The sequence below is a fragment of the Geodermatophilus siccatus genome, from assembly GCF_900103785.1.
In the GTDB taxonomy this organism is placed as follows: Bacteria; Actinomycetota; Actinomycetes; order Mycobacteriales; family Geodermatophilaceae; genus Geodermatophilus; species Geodermatophilus siccatus.
In genome coordinates this window covers 185281-201845 of sequence record NZ_FNHE01000005.1, presented here as the reverse complement: position 1 = coordinate 201845, position 16565 = coordinate 185281, and the positions used below count along the sequence as shown (strand labels likewise).

Sequence of the window (16565 nt, the reverse complement as noted above, 5' to 3'; positions counted from 1 at the left end):
GGCACCACCCCCGGAGCTCGCCTGCCGGGTCGGCCCGGGGGTCCACGGACCACCCTGCCACCGGTATCAGCCGCAGTGCCCCGCTCCTCTGACCACTGACCACCGGCCGGGCCCCCCGCCCCCCGCCCCGCTCCCGTCACCGCCGACGGCGACCGGGCGGCGTGCCGACGACGGGAGTGACATGTCCGAGTCCACCGCCCCCGCCGCGCCCTCCGCCTCCGGCGGTACCGCCGTGCCGTTCTCCGCCGTCCCCGCGGCGTCCGGCCTGTACGACCCGGCCAACGACAAGGACGCCTGTGGCGTCGCCTTCGTCGCCGACGTGCAGGGGCGTGCCTCCCGGGGGATCGTGGCCGCCGGGCTCACCGCCCTGCACAACCTCGACCACCGCGGTGCGGCCGGCTCCGAGCCGAACTCCGGCGACGGCGCCGGCATCCTCACGCAGGTCCCCGACGCGCTGCTGCGCGCCGAGGTCGACTTCGACCTGCCGCCGCTGGGCGAGTACGCCGTCGGCATCGCCTTCCTGCCGGTCGACGAGGCCGAGCGCGCCGCGCGCGTCGAGGACGTCGCCCGCCTGGCCGCCGAGGAGGGCCTGACCGTCCTCGGCTGGCGCGAGCTGCCGGTCGACCCGGACGGCGCCGACGTCGGCCCCACCGCCCGCGCGGTCATGCCGCACTTCGCTCAGGTGTTCGTCGCCGAGACCATCGGTGCCCGCGCCGACGCGACCGCGTTCGGCGGCGCCAAGGCCGTCAACGGCGTCACCCGGCTGGAGCGGCGCGCCTTCGTGCTGCGCAAGCGGGCCGAGCGGGCCGCGACCGAGGCCGGCAGCTCCCTCTACATCGTCTCGCTGTCCTCGCGCACCATCACCTACAAGGGCATGCTGACCACCGACCAGCTGCCCGCGTTCTTCCCCGACCTGCGCGACGAGCGCTACGCGTCGGCGATCGCGCTGGTGCACAGCCGGTTCTCCACCAACACCTTCCCGAGCTGGCCGCTGGCCCACCCGTTCCGCGTGATCGCGCACAACGGCGAGATCAACACCATCAAGGGCAACCGGAACCGGATGCGCGCCCGCGAGGCCAAGCTCGAGACCGAGCTGTTCGACGGGCCCGCCGGCCCCGCGTCCGAGCTCGGCCTCGAGCGGATCTTCCCCGTCACCGCCAGCGACTTCAGCGACTCTGCCACCTTCGACGAGGTGCTCGAGCTGCTGCACCTGTCCGGCCGCTCGCTGCCGCACGCGGTGCTCATGATGATCCCCGAGGCGTGGGAGAACCACGACGAGATGGACCCGGCCCGCCGGGCCTTCTACCGGTTCCACGCCTCGATCATGGAGCCCTGGGACGGGCCCGCGGCGGTCGCCTTCACCGACGGCACGCTCATCGGCGCGGTCCTCGACCGCAACGGGCTGCGGCCCGGCCGCTGGTGGCACACCAAGGACGACCTGGTCGTGCTGGCCAGCGAGGTCGGGGTCCTGGAGATCCCCGACTCCGAGGTGGTCGCCAAGGGCCGGCTGCAGCCGGGCCGGATGTTCCTCGTCGACACCGCGGCCGGGAAGATTGTCTCCGACGAGGAGGTCAAGGGCGCCCTGGCGGGCGAGCACCCGTACGAGGACTGGCTGCACGCCGGCCTGGTGCACCTCCCGCAGCTGCCCGAGCGCCGTCGCGCCCGGCCCAGCCACGAGTCCGTCGTCCGCCGGCAGCAGCTGTTCGGCTACACCGAGGAGGACCTGCGCGTCCTGCTCACCCCGATGGCGTCCTCCGGCGCCGAGCCGATCGGCTCGATGGGCACCGACACCCCGGTAGCGGCGCTGTCGGACCGCTCGCGGCTGCTCTACGACTACTTCGGGCAGCTGTTCGCACAGGTGACCAACCCGCCGCTGGACGCCATCCGCGAGGAGCTGGTGACCAGCCTGGGCCGCACCTTCGGCCCCGAGCAGAACCTGCTGCACGCCACCCCGGCGTCCTGCCGGCAGCTCTTCCTGCCCTACCCGGTCATCGACAACGACGAGCTGGCCAAGATCCTGCACATCGACGACGACGGCGACCTGCCCGGTTACGCCGCCGTCCGGATCACCGGCCACTTCGACGTCAACGGCGGCGGGACGGCGCTGGCCGAGGCGGTCGAGCAGCTGCGCACCAAGGTCAGCAAGGCGATCGCCGCGGGCGCCCGGATCATCGTGCTCTCCGACCGGGACTGCGACGAGAACCGCGCGCCGATCCCGTCGCTGCTGATGACGGCCGCGGTCCACCACCACCTCGTGCGGCAGAAGACCCGCATGGAGGTCGGCCTGGTCGTCGAGTCCGGCGACTGCCGCGAGGTGCACCACGTCGCGCTGCTGCTCGGCTACGGCGCCGCCGCGGTCAACCCGTACCTGGCCTTCGAGTCCATCGAGGACCTCATCCGCGACGGCGTCCTCACCGGCATCCAGCCGGCGCAGGCGGTCCGCAACGTGGTCAAGGCGCTGGGCAAGGGCGTCCTGAAGGTCATGAGCAAGATGGGCATCAGCACCGTCGGCTCGTACACGATGGCCCAGATCTTCGAGGCGGTCGGTCTCTCCGACGAGGTCGTCGACGAGTACTTCACCGGCACCTCCTGCCCGCTCGGCGGCGTCGGCATCGACGTCCTCGCCGAGGAGGTGGCCATGCGCCACCGCCGCGCCTACCCGGAGAACCCCACCGAGCGCGCGCACCGGCGGCTGGAGACCGGCGGCGAGTACCAGTGGCGCCGCGAGGGCGAGGTGCACCTGTTCAACCCCGAGACGGTGTTCCTGCTCCAGCACGCCACCCGCTCGCGGCAGTACGAGGTGTTCCAGCGCTACACCGACACCGTCGACAAGCTGTCCGAGGAGGCCGCCACCCTGCGCGGCCTGTTCACGATCAGGACCGGCGTGCGCCCGCCCGTGCCGCTGGAGGAGGTCGAGCCGGCCAGCGAGATCGTCAAGCGCTTCCAGACCGGCGCGATGAGCTACGGCTCCATCTCGCAGGAGGCGCACGAGACCCTGGCGATCGCCATGAACCGGATCGGCGGCAAGTCGAACACCGGTGAGGGCGGCGAGGACCCCGACCGCTTCCAGCCCGACCCCAACGGCGACCTGCGCCGCTCGGCGATCAAGCAGGTGGCCAGCGGCCGGTTCGGCGTCACCAGCGAGTACCTGGTCAACGCCGACGACATCCAGATCAAGATGGCGCAGGGCGCCAAGCCCGGCGAGGGCGGCCAGCTGCCCGGCGCGAAGGTCTACCCGTGGGTGGCCCGCACCCGGCACTCGACGCCGGGGGTCGGCCTGATCAGCCCGCCGCCGCACCACGACATCTACTCGATCGAGGACCTCAAGCAGCTGATCCACGACCTGAAGAACGCCAACAACGAGGCGCGGGTCCACGTCAAGCTGGTCAGCGAGGTCGGGGTCGGGACGGTCGCGGCCGGCGTGAGCAAGGCGCACGCCGACGTCGTCCTCATCTCCGGGCACGACGGCGGGACGGGCGCGGCACCCCTGACCTCGCTCAAGCACGCCGGCTCGCCGTGGGAGCTGGGCCTGGCCGAGACGCAGCAGACGCTGCTGGCCAACGGCCTGCGCGACCGCATCGTCGTCCAGGCCGACGGGCAGATGAAGACCGGCCGCGACGTGCTCATCGCCGCGCTGCTGGGCGCCGAGGAGTACGGCTTCGCCACCGCTCCGCTGGTCGTCTCCGGCTGCGTGATGATGCGCGTCTGCCACCTCGACACCTGCCCGGTCGGCGTCGCGACCCAGAACCCCGAGCTGCGCAAGCGCTTCACCGGGCGGCCGGAGTTCGTCGTCACGTTCTTCGAGTTCCTCGCCGAGCAGGTGCGCCAGTACCTCGCCGAGCTGGGCTTCCGCTCGCTGGACGAGGCGATCGGCCACGCCGAGCTGCTCGACACCCGCAAGGCGGTCGACCACTGGAAGGCCGCCGGGCTGGACCTGTCCCGCATGCTGGCCGTGCCGGAGCTGCCCGAGGGCGCTGCCCGGCACCGGGTCCGCGAGCAGGACCACGGCCTGGACGTCGCGCTGGACCAGACGCTGATCCAGCTGTGCGAGGGCGCGCTGCTCGACGCGCGACCGGTGAGCCTCGAGCTGCCGGTGCGCAACGTCAACCGCACCGTCGGCACGATGCTGGGCTCGATGGTCACCCGGCGCTTCGGCGGTGAGGGGCTGCCCGACGGCACGATCGACCTGACCTTCACCGGGTCGGCCGGTCAGTCCTTCGGGGCCTTCCTGCCGCGGGGCGTCACGATGCGGCTGTTCGGCGACGCCAACGACTACGTCGGCAAGGGCCTGTCCGGGGGGCGGATCGTCGTCCGCCCGGCGCGCGAGGCCGGCTTCGCCGCCGAGGACAACGTCCTCGCCGGCAACGTCATCGCCTACGGCGCCACCGGGGGCGAGGTCTTCCTCCGCGGTCGGGTCGGCGAGCGGTTCTGCGTGCGCAACTCCGGCGCGTTGGCCGTCGTCGAGGGCGTGGGCGACCACGCGCTGGAGTACATGACCGGCGGAGCCGCGGTGGTCCTCGGCCCGACCGGCCGCAACATCGCGGCCGGCATGTCCGGCGGCATCGGCTACGTGCTCGACCTGGCCCGGCACCGGGTCAACACCGAGATGGTGGACGTCGACCCGCTGGACGGGGAGTCCGCGCAGTGGCTGCGCGACGTGCTGGTGCGCTACGCCGCGGACACCGCCTCGCCGGTGGCCGCCGCGCTGCTGGCCGACTGGGGCCGCTGGTCCGAGCGGTTCAGCGTGATCATGCCGCGCGACTACCGGCGGGCGCTGGAGGCCCGGCGGGCTGCCGAGGCCGCAGGAACGGATGTCGACCGCGCGGTCATGGAGGCGGCTCGTGGCTGAGTCGCGCCTCCGACCCTGCAGCTCGCCCCACGACGAGACGATGGAGGCCGCACGTGGCTGACTCGACCGGTTTCCTCAAGCACGAGCGGGCGCTGCCGCCGCGGCGCCCGGTCGACGTGCGGATCCTGGACTGGAAGGACGTCTACCTCTCCCGGCAGAACGGGGAGGACGCCGTCTTCCCGGTCGCGGCGGTGCGCCAGCAGGCCGCCCGGTGCATGGACTGCGGCATCCCGTTCTGCCACCACGGCTGCCCGCTGGGCAACCTGATCCCGGAGTGGAACGACCTCGCCCGCCGCGACGACTGGACCGAGGCGATCGAGCGGCTGCACGCCACCAACAACTTCCCGGAGTTCACCGGGAAGCTCTGCCCGGCGCCGTGCGAGGGCTCCTGCGTGCTGAACCTGCAGGAGTCGCCGGTCACGATCAAGCAGATCGAGTGGGAGATCATCGACCAGGCGTTCCAGCGCGACCTGGTCAAGCCGGTCCCCCCGCAGGAGCACACCGGCAAGAAGGTCGCCGTCATCGGCTCCGGGCCCGCCGGGCTGGCCGCCGCCCAGCAGCTCACCCGGGCGGGTCACGACGTCACCGTCTTCGAGCGGGCCGACCGCGTCGGGGGGCTGCTGCGCTACGGCATCCCCGAGTTCAAGATGGAGAAGGCCGTGCTCGACCGGCGGCTGGACCAGATGCGGGCCGAGGGCACCCGGTTCGTCACCGGGGTCGAGGTCGGCAGCGGCCGGGACGGCGACCCGACCGTCGAGCAGCTGCGCGCGGACTTCGACGCCGTCGTCCTGGCCGGTGGCGCCACCATGGGCCGCGACCTGCCCGCACCGGGGCGGGAGCTGCATGGCATCCACCTGGCGATGGAGTACCTGCCCTTCGGCAACCGGCAGGCGCTCGGCGAGCTCGACGAGCCGCCGATCAACGCCCACGGCAAGCACGTCGTGATCATCGGCGGCGGTGACACCGGCGCCGACTGCCTGGGCACCGCCCACCGGCAGGGGGCGCTCTCGGTCACCCAGCTGGAGATCATGCCGGCGCCTCCGGACCGCCGGGCCGAGACCAACCCGTGGCCGACCTACCCGATGGTCATGCGCGTCTCCAGCGCCCACGAGGAGGGCGGGGAACGGCTCTACAGCGTCAACACCGAGCGCTTCGTCGGCGACGACGAGGGCAACGTGCGCGCGCTGCTCATCCACGACGTGGAGCGGGTCGACGGCCGGTTCCAGAAGGTGGAGGGCACCGAGCGCGAGCTGCCCGCCGACCTGGTGTTCCTCGCCATGGGCTTCACCGGGGCCCAGCGGGAGGGGCTGCTCGACGGGCTCGGCGTGGAGATCGACGGGCGCGGCAACGTCGCCCGCGACGGCGACTTCATGTCGACCGTCCCAGGCGTCTTCGTCGCCGGCGACATGGGCCGCGGCCAGTCGCTCATCGTGTGGGCCATCGCCGAGGGCCGGGCCGCCGCGGGCGCCGCCGACGCCTGGCTGACCGGCTCGACGATGCTGCCGCGACCGATCGCGCCCACCGCGGTGGCGCTGCGCTGACAGGAGGACCCCGTCCCCTGAGCGTCCGGCCCCGTCCGGAGGCTCGCCCCGTACCTGCGAGGGGTGAGGGGGGCGGGGTCCACCTCCCGGCCCTCGTCGTGTGTGGACGAGCCTCACAGGGAGCCCTCCCCGCGCGCGACGAGCCGCCGCACTAGCGTCTGTCCCATGTCGCGTCGCGCCAAGATCGTCTGCACCCTCGGGCCGGCGACCGGTTCCCAGGAGCAGGTCACCGCCCTCGTCGAGTCCGGGATGGACGTCGCCCGGCTGAACTTCAGCCACGGGGCGCACACCGACCACGAGAAGAACTACCGGATGGTCCGCGAGGCCTCCGACCGCACCGGTCACGCCGTCGCGGTCCTCGCCGACCTGCAGGGGCCGAAGATCCGCCTCGGCACCTTCGCCGACGGCCCGGTCCACTGGGAGACCGGCAGCCGGGTCTGCATCACCGTCGACGACGTCGAGGGCACCGCCGAGCGGGTCTCCACCACCTACAAGGGCCTCGCGGCCGACGCCAGGGTCGGTGACCGGCTGCTGGTCGACGACGGCAAGCTGGCGCTGTCGGTCGTCGAGATCGACGGGTCGGACGTGTGGTGCCTGGTCGTCGAGGGCGGCGAGGTGTCCAACAACAAGGGCCTGTCGCTGCCGGGCGTCGCGGTGAGCGTGCCGGCCATGTCGGACAAGGACGAGGAGGACCTCCGCTTCGCCCTGCACATGGGCGTCGACTTCGTCGCGCTGTCCTTCGTGCGCTCGCCGCGCGACGTGGAGCTGGTCCGCGACGTCATGCGGCAGGAGGACGTCTCCGTCCCCGTGATCGCCAAGCTGGAGAAGCCCGAGGCGGTGGAGAACCTCGAGGCGATCGTCGAGGCGTTCGACGGCATCATGGTCGCCCGCGGCGACCTGGGCGTGGAGCTGGCGCTGGAGCAGGTGCCGCTGGTGCAGAAGCGGGCCGTCCAGGCCGCCCGCGAGCGCAACAAGCCGGTCATCGTGGCCACGCAGATGCTCGAGTCGATGATCACCAACTCGCGGCCCACGCGCGCGGAGGCCTCCGACGTCGCCAACGCCGTCCTGGACGGCGCCGACGCGGTGATGCTGTCGGGGGAGACCTCGGTGGGGCGCTACCCGATCGCCGCGGTGCGGACGATGGAGCGGATCATCGACGCCGTCGAGAGCGACCCCGTGCGCGTCCCCGAGCTGGTCCGGCGGTCGCGGTCCCGGTCCGGCGCCATCGTCCGGGCCGCCCGGGACATCGCCGAGTCCCTCGACGTCAAGGCCCTGGCCACCTTCACCCAGACCGGCGGCAGCGCCCGGCGGCTGGCCGCCCTGCACCCCCGGATGCCGCTGCTGGCCTTCACCGTCGACGGACGGGTGCGCAGCCAGCTGGCGCTGTCCTGGGGCGTGGAGACCTTCCTGGTCCCCGAGGTGCAGCACACCGACGACATGGTCCGGCAGGTGGACTTCTCGCTGCTGTCCATCGGCCGGCTCAAGGAGGGCGACCGGGTCGTCGTCGTGGCCGGCAGCCCGCCGAACACCCCCGGGTCGACCAACCTCATCCGGGTCCACGAGGTGGGCACCGACTCGTGACGCAGGTGGACGGCGGCAGCCAGGCCGCCTCGCTGATGGCCGTCCTCGACCTCGAGGAGCGCGACACCGACCTGTACGTCGGCCAGACGCCGCGGACGCCGCTGCAGCGCATCTTCGGCGGGCAGGTGGCCGGGCAGGCCCTCATGGCCGCCTCCCGGACGCTGCCGGGGGAGCGCGCCGTCCACTCGCTGCACTCGTACTTCCTGCGGCCCGGTGACCCGCACGAGGAGATCCGCTACGCCGTCGAGCGGATCCGCGACGGGCGCACGTTCAGCACCCGGCGGGTCATCGCCTGGCAGCGGCGCCGGGGTGCGGACGTCGCGATCTTCGCCCTGACCGCCGACGCCTCGGTGCCGGAGACCCCCGTCGTCGAGCACGCGCTGCCGATGCCCGAGGTGCCGGCCCCGGAGACCCTGCCCAGCCTCCCCGAGGTGGTCGCGCCCCACGGGGAGCGCGCCGCCGCCGCGCTCGCCATCAGCCAGGCCGTGGAGCAGCGGCTGCTCGAGGACCCCTTCGACCGGATGCCGAAGTCGCCGCCGGACACCCGCACCTGCGCGTGGATGCGGGTCGCCGGCCGGCTGCCCGAGGACGGCAACGTGCACCGCTCGGCGCTGACCTTCGTCAGCGACCTGACCCTGCTCTCGGCCGGGCTGGCCCGCACCGGCGGCGGCTGGGGCGGGGAGTACGTCGGCGCCAGCCTCGACCACGCGGTGTGGTTCCACGCGCCGGTGCGCGCCGACGAGTGGTTCCTCTACGAGACCGACAGCCCCGCGGCCTCCGGCGGGCGGGCGCTGTGCTTCGGCCAGATCTGGGCGGCCGACGGCACCCACGTGGCCACGGTCGCGCAGCAGGGCCTCATCCGGTCGCTGCGCTCCTGACTCAGGAGCCGGTGCCGCGGGCGCCGGCGTCGGTCCTGTCGTGGGCGGGCACGACGCCGTCGGCCTCCGGGTGGTCGGCCTCGGCCGGCGGTGCGGTCTCCGGCGGCGTCAGGTTCTCCTGCGCGTGCGCCTGGGCCGCCGTCTCGTCCTGGGTGGCCGGCGTCTCGACCGGCGGGAGGGCCGTGGCGCGGGCGGCCTCCTCCCGCGCCCGCTCCTCCCGGGCCCGCTCCTCGGCGGCGCGGCGCTCGGCCTCCTCGCGGGCCCGCTCCGCCGCGGACTCGGCGAAGTCGGCGGCCAGCCAGTCGTGGCCCTCGCGCAGCAGCGCCCAGGCCCGCTCGACGTGCGCCCGCGTCGTCGCGGGCGCGCCGATCGCCACCCGCAGCACCACCTGGCCGCCGACGGTCGTGTGGGTCAGGAAGACCTCGCCGCCGTCGTTGAGCCGCTCCAGCAGCGTCATGGTGGCGACGTCGGCGTCCACCCCCTCGGCCCAGCGCGGGCGCAGGCACACCAGCGACAGCGGGTGCGGGGTGACGACGTCGAACCGGTCGTCGGCCTCCGCCCAGCGGGCCAGCTCCTGCGCCAGCGCGACACCGGACCGGATGTGCGCCCGCAGGCCCTCGGCGCCGTACCAGCGCAGCACGAACCACAGCTTGAGCGCCCGGAAGCGGCGGCCGAGCTCGATCTGCCAGTCGCGGTAGTCGACGACCGCGCCGGCGTCGGTGGCGGCGTTGCGCAGGTACTCCGGGAGGATCGCCAGCGCGCCGGTGAGCGCGGCCTGGTCGGCCACCCAGAACAGCGTCGCGTCGAAGCCGGTGAGCAGCCACTTGTGCGCGTCGGTGGTGTAGCTGTCGGCCCACTCGACGCCGGCCTGCAGCGCCCGCAGCTCGGGGACGACGGCGCTCACGCCCGCGTAGGCGGCGTCCACGTGCAGCCAGACGCCGGCGTCGCGGCAGATCGGGCCGAGCTCGGCGAGGGGGTCGACGGCCGTCGTCGACGTCGTCCCCACGGTGGCGCAGACCAGCACCGGCCGGTAGCCGCGGGCGACGTCCCGCTCCAGGCGCGCCTCCAGCGACTGCGGGCGCATCGCCAGGTCGCCGTCCACCTCGACGATGCGGACGGCGTCGCTGCCGAGGCCGGCGATCCGCACGGCCTTCTCCATCGAGGAGTGCGTCTCCGCGGAGACGTAGACGGTGTATTCGTCGGGCCGGACGCCCCCTCGCACCGTCCCGCCGCCGCTGGCCCGGTGCAGGGCCGCGAGCAGGGCGACGAGGTTGGCGCCGGAGCTGGAGTCCTGGACGACGCCGCCGCCGGGACCGGTCGACAGGAAGGTCTCCGGCAGGCCCAGCAGGCCGGCGAACCAGTCGAGGACGTGCTGCTCGAGCTCGGTGGCCGCCGGACTGGTCACCCACGACATGCCCTGCACGCCCAGGCCCGCCGACACCAGGTCGCCGAGCACCGAGGGCCCGGACGTGTTGGCCGGGAAGTAGCCGAAGAAGCCGGGGTGCTGCCAGTGGGTGAGCCCGGGGACGACGACGCGGTCGAGGTCGGCCAGGACGGCGTCGAACGGCTCCCCCTGCTCGGGCGGGGCGTCGGGCAGCGCGGCGCGCACGTCGCCGGGGGTGGCGGGGGAGCGCACGGGCAGCGAACCGACCCGCGTCCAGTAGTCGGCGATCCAGTCGACGACCTCGTGGCCGTGCCGACGGAACTGCTCCGGGGTCATGTGCGGGGCGGACGGCGTCGGCTCGGGCTCGCTCACGGCACCCACCGTAGGGCCGCCTCGTGGACGCGAGCGGACGGCCCCGTGGGTGCGTCCCGGACAGCCGGGGTGCAACGGCTCGACGCAGGCCGGGACGGCACGTGGTGGCGGTGTCGTCCGGCGGACGACGATGTCGTGCGTGCCCCCGGTGCGACTCGAACGCACACTGCGCGGGTTTTGAATCCGCTCCCTCTGCCGATTGGGGTACGGGGGCGTACGGGCCGGCGACCGAGGAGCAGCCTAACGGCCCGTCGTGTTCCGTCCCGCATCGCTAGGCTCCGGCGCGTGAGCAGCGAGCCGATCCGGGTCCTCATCGCAGAAGACGAGGCGCTGATCCGCCTCGACCTCAAGGAGATGCTCGAGGAGGAGGGGTACACCGTCGTCGCCGAGGTGGGCGACGGGCAGCAGGCCGTCGACCAGGCCACGGAGCTGCGGCCGGACCTCGTGGTCCTCGACATCCAGATGCCGGTGCTCGACGGGCTCTCGGCGGCCGAGCAGATCGCCTCGGCGCGCATCGCCCCAGTCATCGTGCTCACGGCCTTCAGCCAGCGGGAGCTGGTCGAGCGGGCCCGCGACGCCGGCGCCATGGCCTACCTGGTCAAGCCGTTCTCCAAGAACGACCTGGTCCCGGCCATCGAGGTGGCCCGCGGCCGCTTCGCCGAGATGACCGCCCTGGACGGCGAGGTGCGCACCCTCGAGGAGCGCCTGGAGACCCGCAAGGTGGTCGAGCAGGCCAAGGGCAAGCTGATGGCCGACCAGGGGATGACCGAGGCCGAGGCGTTCCGGTGGATCCAGCGGACGGCGATGAACGAGCGCACGTCGATGAGAGCGCTCGCCCAGCGCATCCTGCAGCCGCAGGCCGCGGCGGACCCGACGACGGGCAGCTGACGCCTGCGGTGCGACCCCGGTCGCGCGTCCGACACGCCGTGTGACGGGTAGGGATCCGGCAGGTCACGACCTGGTCACGGTCCGGGCGACCCCCGCTCCACCCCCGGATCCGGCAGCTACCTTCCCCCCACTGACCGGTCGCCCGCCTGGGCGGACGGCTGAAGGACCGACACCACAGTGGGAGTTGTTTGATGCGCACAGGGATCCTCGCGCGCAACGCCGCCGTCGCGGCCGCGGCCCTCCTCGTCCTGACCGCGTGTGGCGGCGGGGGCGACGACGAGGGCGGCGGCGGTGGGACCGAGGCAGGCGGAGGCGGCGGCGAGCGCCAGGTCAACGTCTACGGCACCGACGGCAACATGGGCAACGCGCTGGCCAACGCCTTCTCCGATCAGCCGGGAGCCCTGGACGGCATGAAGGGCACCACCCCGCTGACCGAGCTGTCGTCGGACTTCACCGACCGGCTGGACCAGATCTACCCCAACCTCGAGGACTACAACTACGCGGGCGAGACCTACGACGCCATCATCATCACAGCGCTGGCTGCGCAGGCCGCCGGCACGAACGACGCCAACGTCTTCAAGGAGTACGTCAACGGGATGACCTTCGGCGGTGAGAAGTGCACCGACTTCGCCGGCTGCCTGGAGATCATCAACAACGGCGGCAACGTCGACTTCGACGGCATCTCGGGGCCGCTGGCCTTCAGCGATCCGGGTGAGCCCGCCCGGGCGAGCTTCGGCATCATGGAGTTCGACGACCAGGGCGTCCTCACTCCGACGAGCTTCGTCTTCGCCGGCGACGAGGAGAACGCCTCCTCCGACGAGGGCCCGGCCTATGCACCGGCCGGCACCACCGGCGAGCAGCTGGCCATCGGCACGCTGCTGCCGCTGACCGGCAACCTGGCCTTCCTCGGCCCGCCCGAGGTGGCCGGCGCCCGACTGGCGGTCCAGGACATCAACGCCGCCGGCGGCGTCCTCGGTCAGGACGTCCGCCTGGCCGAGGGTGACTCCGGTGACGCGTCGACCGACACCGCCACGCAGACCGTCGACCGGCTGCTCCAGGAGGGGGTCAACGCGATCATCGGTGCGGCGTCCTCGGGCGTCAGCCTGACGGTGATCGACCGGATCACCGGCGCCGGTGTCCTCCAGTTCTCGCCGGCGAACACGTCTGACCAGTTCACCGACTACAACGACAACGGGCTGTACTTCCGCACCGCGCCCCCGGACACGCTGCAGGCCCGGGCGCTGTCCGACCTGATCATCAACGACGGCAACAACACCGTCGGGATCATGGCGCTCAACGACCCGTACGGCACCGGTCTGATGGACAACACCCGCGAGAACCTCATCGCGGCGGGCCTGGCCGAGGACAGCATCCAGACGCTGACCTACGACCCGCAGGCGGCCAACTACGATGCCGAGATCCAGCAGATGGTGGACTTCAACCCCGACGCCATCGTGGTGATCGGCTTCGAGGAGTCGGCGCGGATCATCGAGGGGCTCAACTCGCAGGGCGTCGGCCCGCAGCGCTGATGTAGCTCCGTCCCCACGGGCAGCGGCCCGGCACCCCTCGCGGGTGCCGGGCCGTCGTCGTCCACGGGGTCAGCGCTGCAGGTGCTGGCCCTCCGGCGCCCAGTCGGCGGGCCGGCCGCGGTGGGTGGAGAACTCCACCGACCAGCGCCACCAGCTGCGGTCGGGGGCGTGCTCCCACGCGGTCAGGACGCCGACCTCGCCGCCGGGCAGCAGGACCGGCAGCCCGTACAGCTCCGGCCCGGGCCAGACCTCGGTGCGGCGCACCCTGCCGCCGTCGAGCTCGAGCAGCGTGATGGGGGAGTAGGCGCCGTCGCGGTCCGCGTCGCCCCGCAGCACCACCGTGTCGTCGTCGGCCACCACCGTCAGCTCCAGCTGCGCGGGTGCGGCGTGCACCAGCACGCGGGAGAAGCCGCTCGCCGTCGTGGAGCGGGAGAACTCCAGCCCGTTCATCCCGCCGTCGCGGGACCGCAGCTCCCAGGTCCAGTTCACGACCGCTGTCTACCCAGCACGACGGCGCCGGCCCCACAGGGGGCCGGCGCCGTCAGGGTGCGGCACTGGAACGGCCACCATCCGGGCCCGCCGGCCCCGTCCAGAGCTCGCCGCGAGCGGCGAGGTGGACGGGGTCCTGCTACGAGGCGGGGGAGGGTGGTCCCCCGTCAGTGGGCCTTGGCCAGCGTCCCCAGGTAGAGCTCGATGACCTTGGGGTCGTTCATCAGCGACTCCCCGGTGTCGGTGTAGGCGTTGCGGCCCTGGTCGAGGACGTAGCCGCGGTCGCAAATCTGCAGGCACCGGCGGGCGTTCTGCTCGACCATGATGATCGAGACACCGGTCGCGTTGATCCGCCGGCAGCGGATGAACACCTCGTCCTGGTAGGCGGGGGACAGGCCGGCCGACGGCTCGTCGAGCAGCAGGACGGACGGCTCCATCATGAGCGCCCGGCCCATGGCCACCATCTGCCGCTCACCGCCCGACAGCGATCCGGCCTTGACCTTGCGCCGTTCCCCGAGCAGCGGGAACAGGTCGGCCACGTAGTCGAAGCGCTCGCGGAAGACCTTCGGCCGCAGGTAGGCGCCCATCTGCATGTTCTCCTCGATGGTGAGCGAGGGGAACACGTTGTTGTTCTGGGGCACGTAGCCGACACCCAGGGAGACCAGCCGGTGAGCCGGCGCGGACGTGATGTCCTCGCCGCGGAGGCTGACCGTGCCCGAGCGCACCGGGATGAGTCCGAACAGCGTCTTGAGCAGGGTGGACTTGCCGGCGCCGTTCGGGCCGATGATGCCGACCAGCTCGCCGTCCTGCAGGTAGAAGTCGCAGCCGTTGAGGATGTTGACGCCCGGCACGTAGCCGGCGACCAGGTCGTCGGCCCGCACCAGCGCCCCCTCGGCGAGCCGCACGTGCTCCTCGCGGGTGGCGGCGAGTTCCGCCCGGGACAGCTCCCCGGCGATCGCCCGCTGGTCGGGGGTGCCGCCGTCGGAGTGCCCGACCTGGAACATCGGGTCCTCCATGGCCGGGTCGTCCATGGTGCTCATCGGTCCTCCTCGCGTCGGGTGTCGGAGCCGATGACGTCGCCGTCGGCGTTCTCCTCACGGGCGATGGCCGCCTCCGCCTCGGCGAGGACGCGGTCCTCCTCCTCGACGGTGAGCGGCGCGTCGTGGTGCGCGCCGAGGTAGGCGTCGACGACCGCCTGGTTCTGGCTGATCGACTCCGGCGGGCCCTCCGCGATGACCTTCCCGGCGGCCATGACGACGACCCAGTCGCTGATGTCCCGGACGACGTCCATGTCGTGCTCGACGAAGACGACCGTCATGCCCTGCTCGCGCAGGTCCTTGACGTGCCCGAGCAGGCTCTGGGTGAGCGCCGGGTTCACGCCGGCCATCGGCTCGTCGAGCATGACGACCTTCGGGTCGCTCATGAGCGCGCGGGCCATCTCCAGCAGCTTGCGCTGGCCGCCCGAGAGCGTGCCCGCGAAGTCGTCCTTCTTCCGGTCCAGCTTGAACCGGGTGAGCAGATCCATCGCCTTCTCGGTGTTGGCCCGCTCCTGCGCCCGCCAGGTGCCCGGCACGAGCGCGCGCAGGAAGCTCTCGCCCTTCTGCCCCTGCGCGCCGAGCAGCATGTTCTGCAGCACGGTCAGCCGGGATAGCGCCTTGGTCAGCTGGAACGTGCGGACGACGCCCAGCCGGGCCACCTGGTGCGGCGCCAGCTTGCCCAGCGGGCGGCCGTCGAAGGACCAGGAGCCGGTGTTGGGCTGGTCGAAGCCGGTCAGCAGGTTGAACAGCGTGGTCTTGCCGGCGCCGTTGGGCCCGATCAGGCCGGTGATGCCGCCGCGCTGCACCTCGAGGTGGTCCACCGACACCGCGGTGAGGCCACCGAAGGTGCGGGTGACGCCGTCGACGACGATGGCCGGGTCGGGCTTGGCCACCCCGACCTCCCAGGGGACGTCGCGCAGCGCGGCCCGGGCGAGCAGGCGGGGCGCCCGGCCGGCGGCCGCCGGGTCCAGGGACGCGGCGTGGGCGCCGTGCGGGGCCGGCTGGCCGGCGGTGGGGTCAGCGGGCATCGAGCATCACCTCTCGTCGGTCGCCGAAGATGCCCTGTGGCCGGAAGACCAGCAGCAGCATGAGTCCGAGCCCGATGAGCACGAACCGGATCTGAGCCACGTCGGTCGCCGAGAGCAGGTCCTCGGGGATCACCCCGTTGTCGATCAGCGTACGCAGGCCGGTGTCGGCGAACTGGATGATGAAGAACATCAGCATCGAGCCGACGACCGGGCCGAGGACGCGGGCCGCGCCGCCCAGGATGAGGGCGGCGTAGGCCAGGAACGTGTTGGCGTTCTGGTACTGGTCGGGGTTGGCCGACGCGGTGCCGAGGGCGTAGACCATGCCGCCCAGCGCGCCGAGCACACCGCCGAGGACGAGCGCCTGCATCTTGTAGACGTAGACGTTCTTGCCGAGCGCGCGCACGGCGTCCTCGTCCTCGCGGATGGACTTCACCACCCGGCCCCAGGGGCTGCGCACCAGCAGCCAGATCAGCAGGCAGGACAGCGCGACGAGGAGCCAGCCGACCGTGGTCACCCACAGCTCCGCGCCGCTCCACTGGGTGCCGAGGATCGGGTAGCGGCGCGCGGTGTCCCACGGCGCCAGCGCCACGAAGTCGGCGTTGAAGCCGGACAGGCCGCGGGTGCCGTTGGTGACCGGGGTGGCCGACACCGAGCGAAACAGCAGCCGCAGCCCCTCGGCCGCCGCGATGGTGGCGATGGCCAGGTAGTCGGCGCGCAGTCGCAGGGTCGGCAGACCCAGCAGCAGCGCGAGGACGACGGCCGCGAGGATGCCGACGGCCACGCCCACCCAGAACGGCAGGCCCCACTTGCTCACCGAGATGGCGATGCCGTAGCCGCCGAGCATCGCGAAGGCGATCTGCCCGAAGTTCAGCAGCCCGGTGTAGCCGAACTGCACGTTGATGCCGATGGCGAGCAGCGCGAGGAAGATGGCCTGGAAGCCCAGGCCGGCCTTGAGCGCGACCGCCAGGGCGTCGATCAACTCACCCATC

The 16565-nt window shown here is 72.7% G+C and carries 11 protein-coding genes and 1 tRNA gene; 6 read left to right on the top strand and 6 right to left on the bottom strand.

The genetic code is table 11. The annotated features are described in order from the left end of the window. Nucleotides 1-181: 181 nt before the first annotated feature. The 4 genes from gltB to BLS21_RS11660 all read left to right on the top strand — a co-directional run bounded on the left by gltB (nt 182) and on the right by BLS21_RS11660 (nt 8849). A complete protein-coding gene (gene gltB / locus BLS21_RS11675; protein WP_217636096.1) occupies nt 182-4849 on the top strand; it encodes a glutamate synthase large subunit in 4668 nt (1555 codons plus the stop codon). Nucleotides 4850-4902: 53 nt separating this feature from the next. Beyond that, nucleotides 4903-6390, top strand: a complete 1488-nt coding sequence (locus tag BLS21_RS11670) for a glutamate synthase subunit beta (RefSeq protein ID WP_091218119.1) — start codon at nt 4903-4905, stop codon at nt 6388-6390. Nucleotides 6391-6555: 165 nt separating this feature from the next. Then, entirely contained in the window at nt 6556-7971 is a 1416-nt protein-coding gene (gene pyk / locus BLS21_RS11665) for a pyruvate kinase (RefSeq protein ID WP_091218116.1), read from the top strand. Continuing rightward, the gene (locus tag BLS21_RS11660) at nt 7968-8849 is read left to right on the top strand and encodes an acyl-CoA thioesterase (protein WP_091218113.1); all 882 of its coding nucleotides are present in this window, start codon (nt 7968-7970) and stop codon (nt 8847-8849) included. Before pyk ends, BLS21_RS11660 begins: the two co-directional genes overlap by 4 nt. 1 nt (nt 8850) lies before the next feature. On the opposite strand, the gene BLS21_RS11655 is transcribed toward BLS21_RS11660, so the two are convergent. After that, nucleotides 8851-10605: a pyridoxal-dependent decarboxylase gene (locus BLS21_RS11655; RefSeq protein ID WP_245700322.1), complete on the bottom strand. Its 1755-nt coding sequence runs from the start codon at nt 10603-10605 to the stop codon at nt 8851-8853. Between the two features lie 140 nt (nt 10606-10745). Continuing rightward, a tRNA-Leu gene (locus BLS21_RS11650) sits at nt 10746-10819 on the bottom strand. Nucleotides 10820-10890: 71 nt separating this feature from the next. Between BLS21_RS11650 and BLS21_RS11645 the strand changes: the two genes are divergently transcribed. Together BLS21_RS11645 and BLS21_RS11640 are read left to right on the top strand one after the other, a co-directional pair. Beyond that, nucleotides 10891-11493, top strand: a complete 603-nt coding sequence (locus BLS21_RS11645) for an ANTAR domain-containing response regulator (protein WP_091218110.1) — start codon at nt 10891-10893, stop codon at nt 11491-11493. Nucleotides 11494-11684: 191 nt separating this feature from the next. Further along, nucleotides 11685-13022 carry an ABC transporter substrate-binding protein gene (locus tag BLS21_RS11640; protein WP_091218107.1) on the top strand — a complete coding sequence of 446 codons (1338 nt, stop codon included), beginning with the start codon at nt 11685-11687 and terminating at the stop codon, nt 13020-13022. A 69-nt stretch (nt 13023-13091) separates the two neighbouring features. Here BLS21_RS11640 and BLS21_RS11635 read toward each other — a convergent pair whose 3' ends face one another. From BLS21_RS11635 to BLS21_RS11620, 4 genes are all read right to left on the bottom strand, one after another. Beyond that, entirely contained in the window at nt 13092-13511 is a 420-nt protein-coding gene (locus BLS21_RS11635) for a DUF7712 family protein (RefSeq protein WP_091218105.1), read from the bottom strand. A 167-nt stretch (nt 13512-13678) separates the two neighbouring features. After that, nucleotides 13679-14551 (bottom strand): ABC transporter ATP-binding protein, encoded by an 873-nt coding sequence (locus tag BLS21_RS11630; RefSeq protein WP_217636095.1) that lies wholly within the window; start codon nt 14549-14551, stop codon nt 13679-13681. Next, complete coding sequence (locus BLS21_RS11625) at nt 14548-15576, bottom strand: ABC transporter ATP-binding protein (protein WP_175479541.1); 1029 nt, start codon at nt 15574-15576, stop codon at nt 14548-14550. Before BLS21_RS11625 ends, BLS21_RS11630 begins: the two co-directional genes overlap by 4 nt. Continuing rightward, nucleotides 15566-16564, bottom strand: a complete 999-nt coding sequence (locus tag BLS21_RS11620; RefSeq protein WP_091218102.1) for a branched-chain amino acid ABC transporter permease — start codon at nt 16562-16564, stop codon at nt 15566-15568. Before BLS21_RS11620 ends, BLS21_RS11625 begins: the two co-directional genes overlap by 11 nt. Nucleotide 16565: the final 1 nt, after the last annotated feature.

Coding starts and splice junctions, on each gene's coding strand:
- pyk (WP_091218116.1), top strand. CDS start 6,556: ATGTCGCGTCGCGCCAAGATCGTCTGCACCCTCGGGCCGGCGACCGGT.
- BLS21_RS11620 (WP_091218102.1), bottom strand. CDS start 16,564: ATGGGTGAGTTGATCGACGCCCTGGCGGTCGCGCTCAAGGCCGGCCTG.
- BLS21_RS11640 (WP_091218107.1), top strand. CDS start 11,685: ATGCGCACAGGGATCCTCGCGCGCAACGCCGCCGTCGCGGCCGCGGCC.
- BLS21_RS11625 (WP_175479541.1), bottom strand. CDS start 15,576: ATGCCCGCTGACCCCACCGCCGGCCAGCCGGCCCCGCACGGCGCCCAC.
- gltB (WP_217636096.1), top strand. CDS start 182: ATGTCCGAGTCCACCGCCCCCGCCGCGCCCTCCGCCTCCGGCGGTACC.
- BLS21_RS11630 (WP_217636095.1), bottom strand. CDS start 14,551: ATGAGCACCATGGACGACCCGGCCATGGAGGACCCGATGTTCCAGGTC.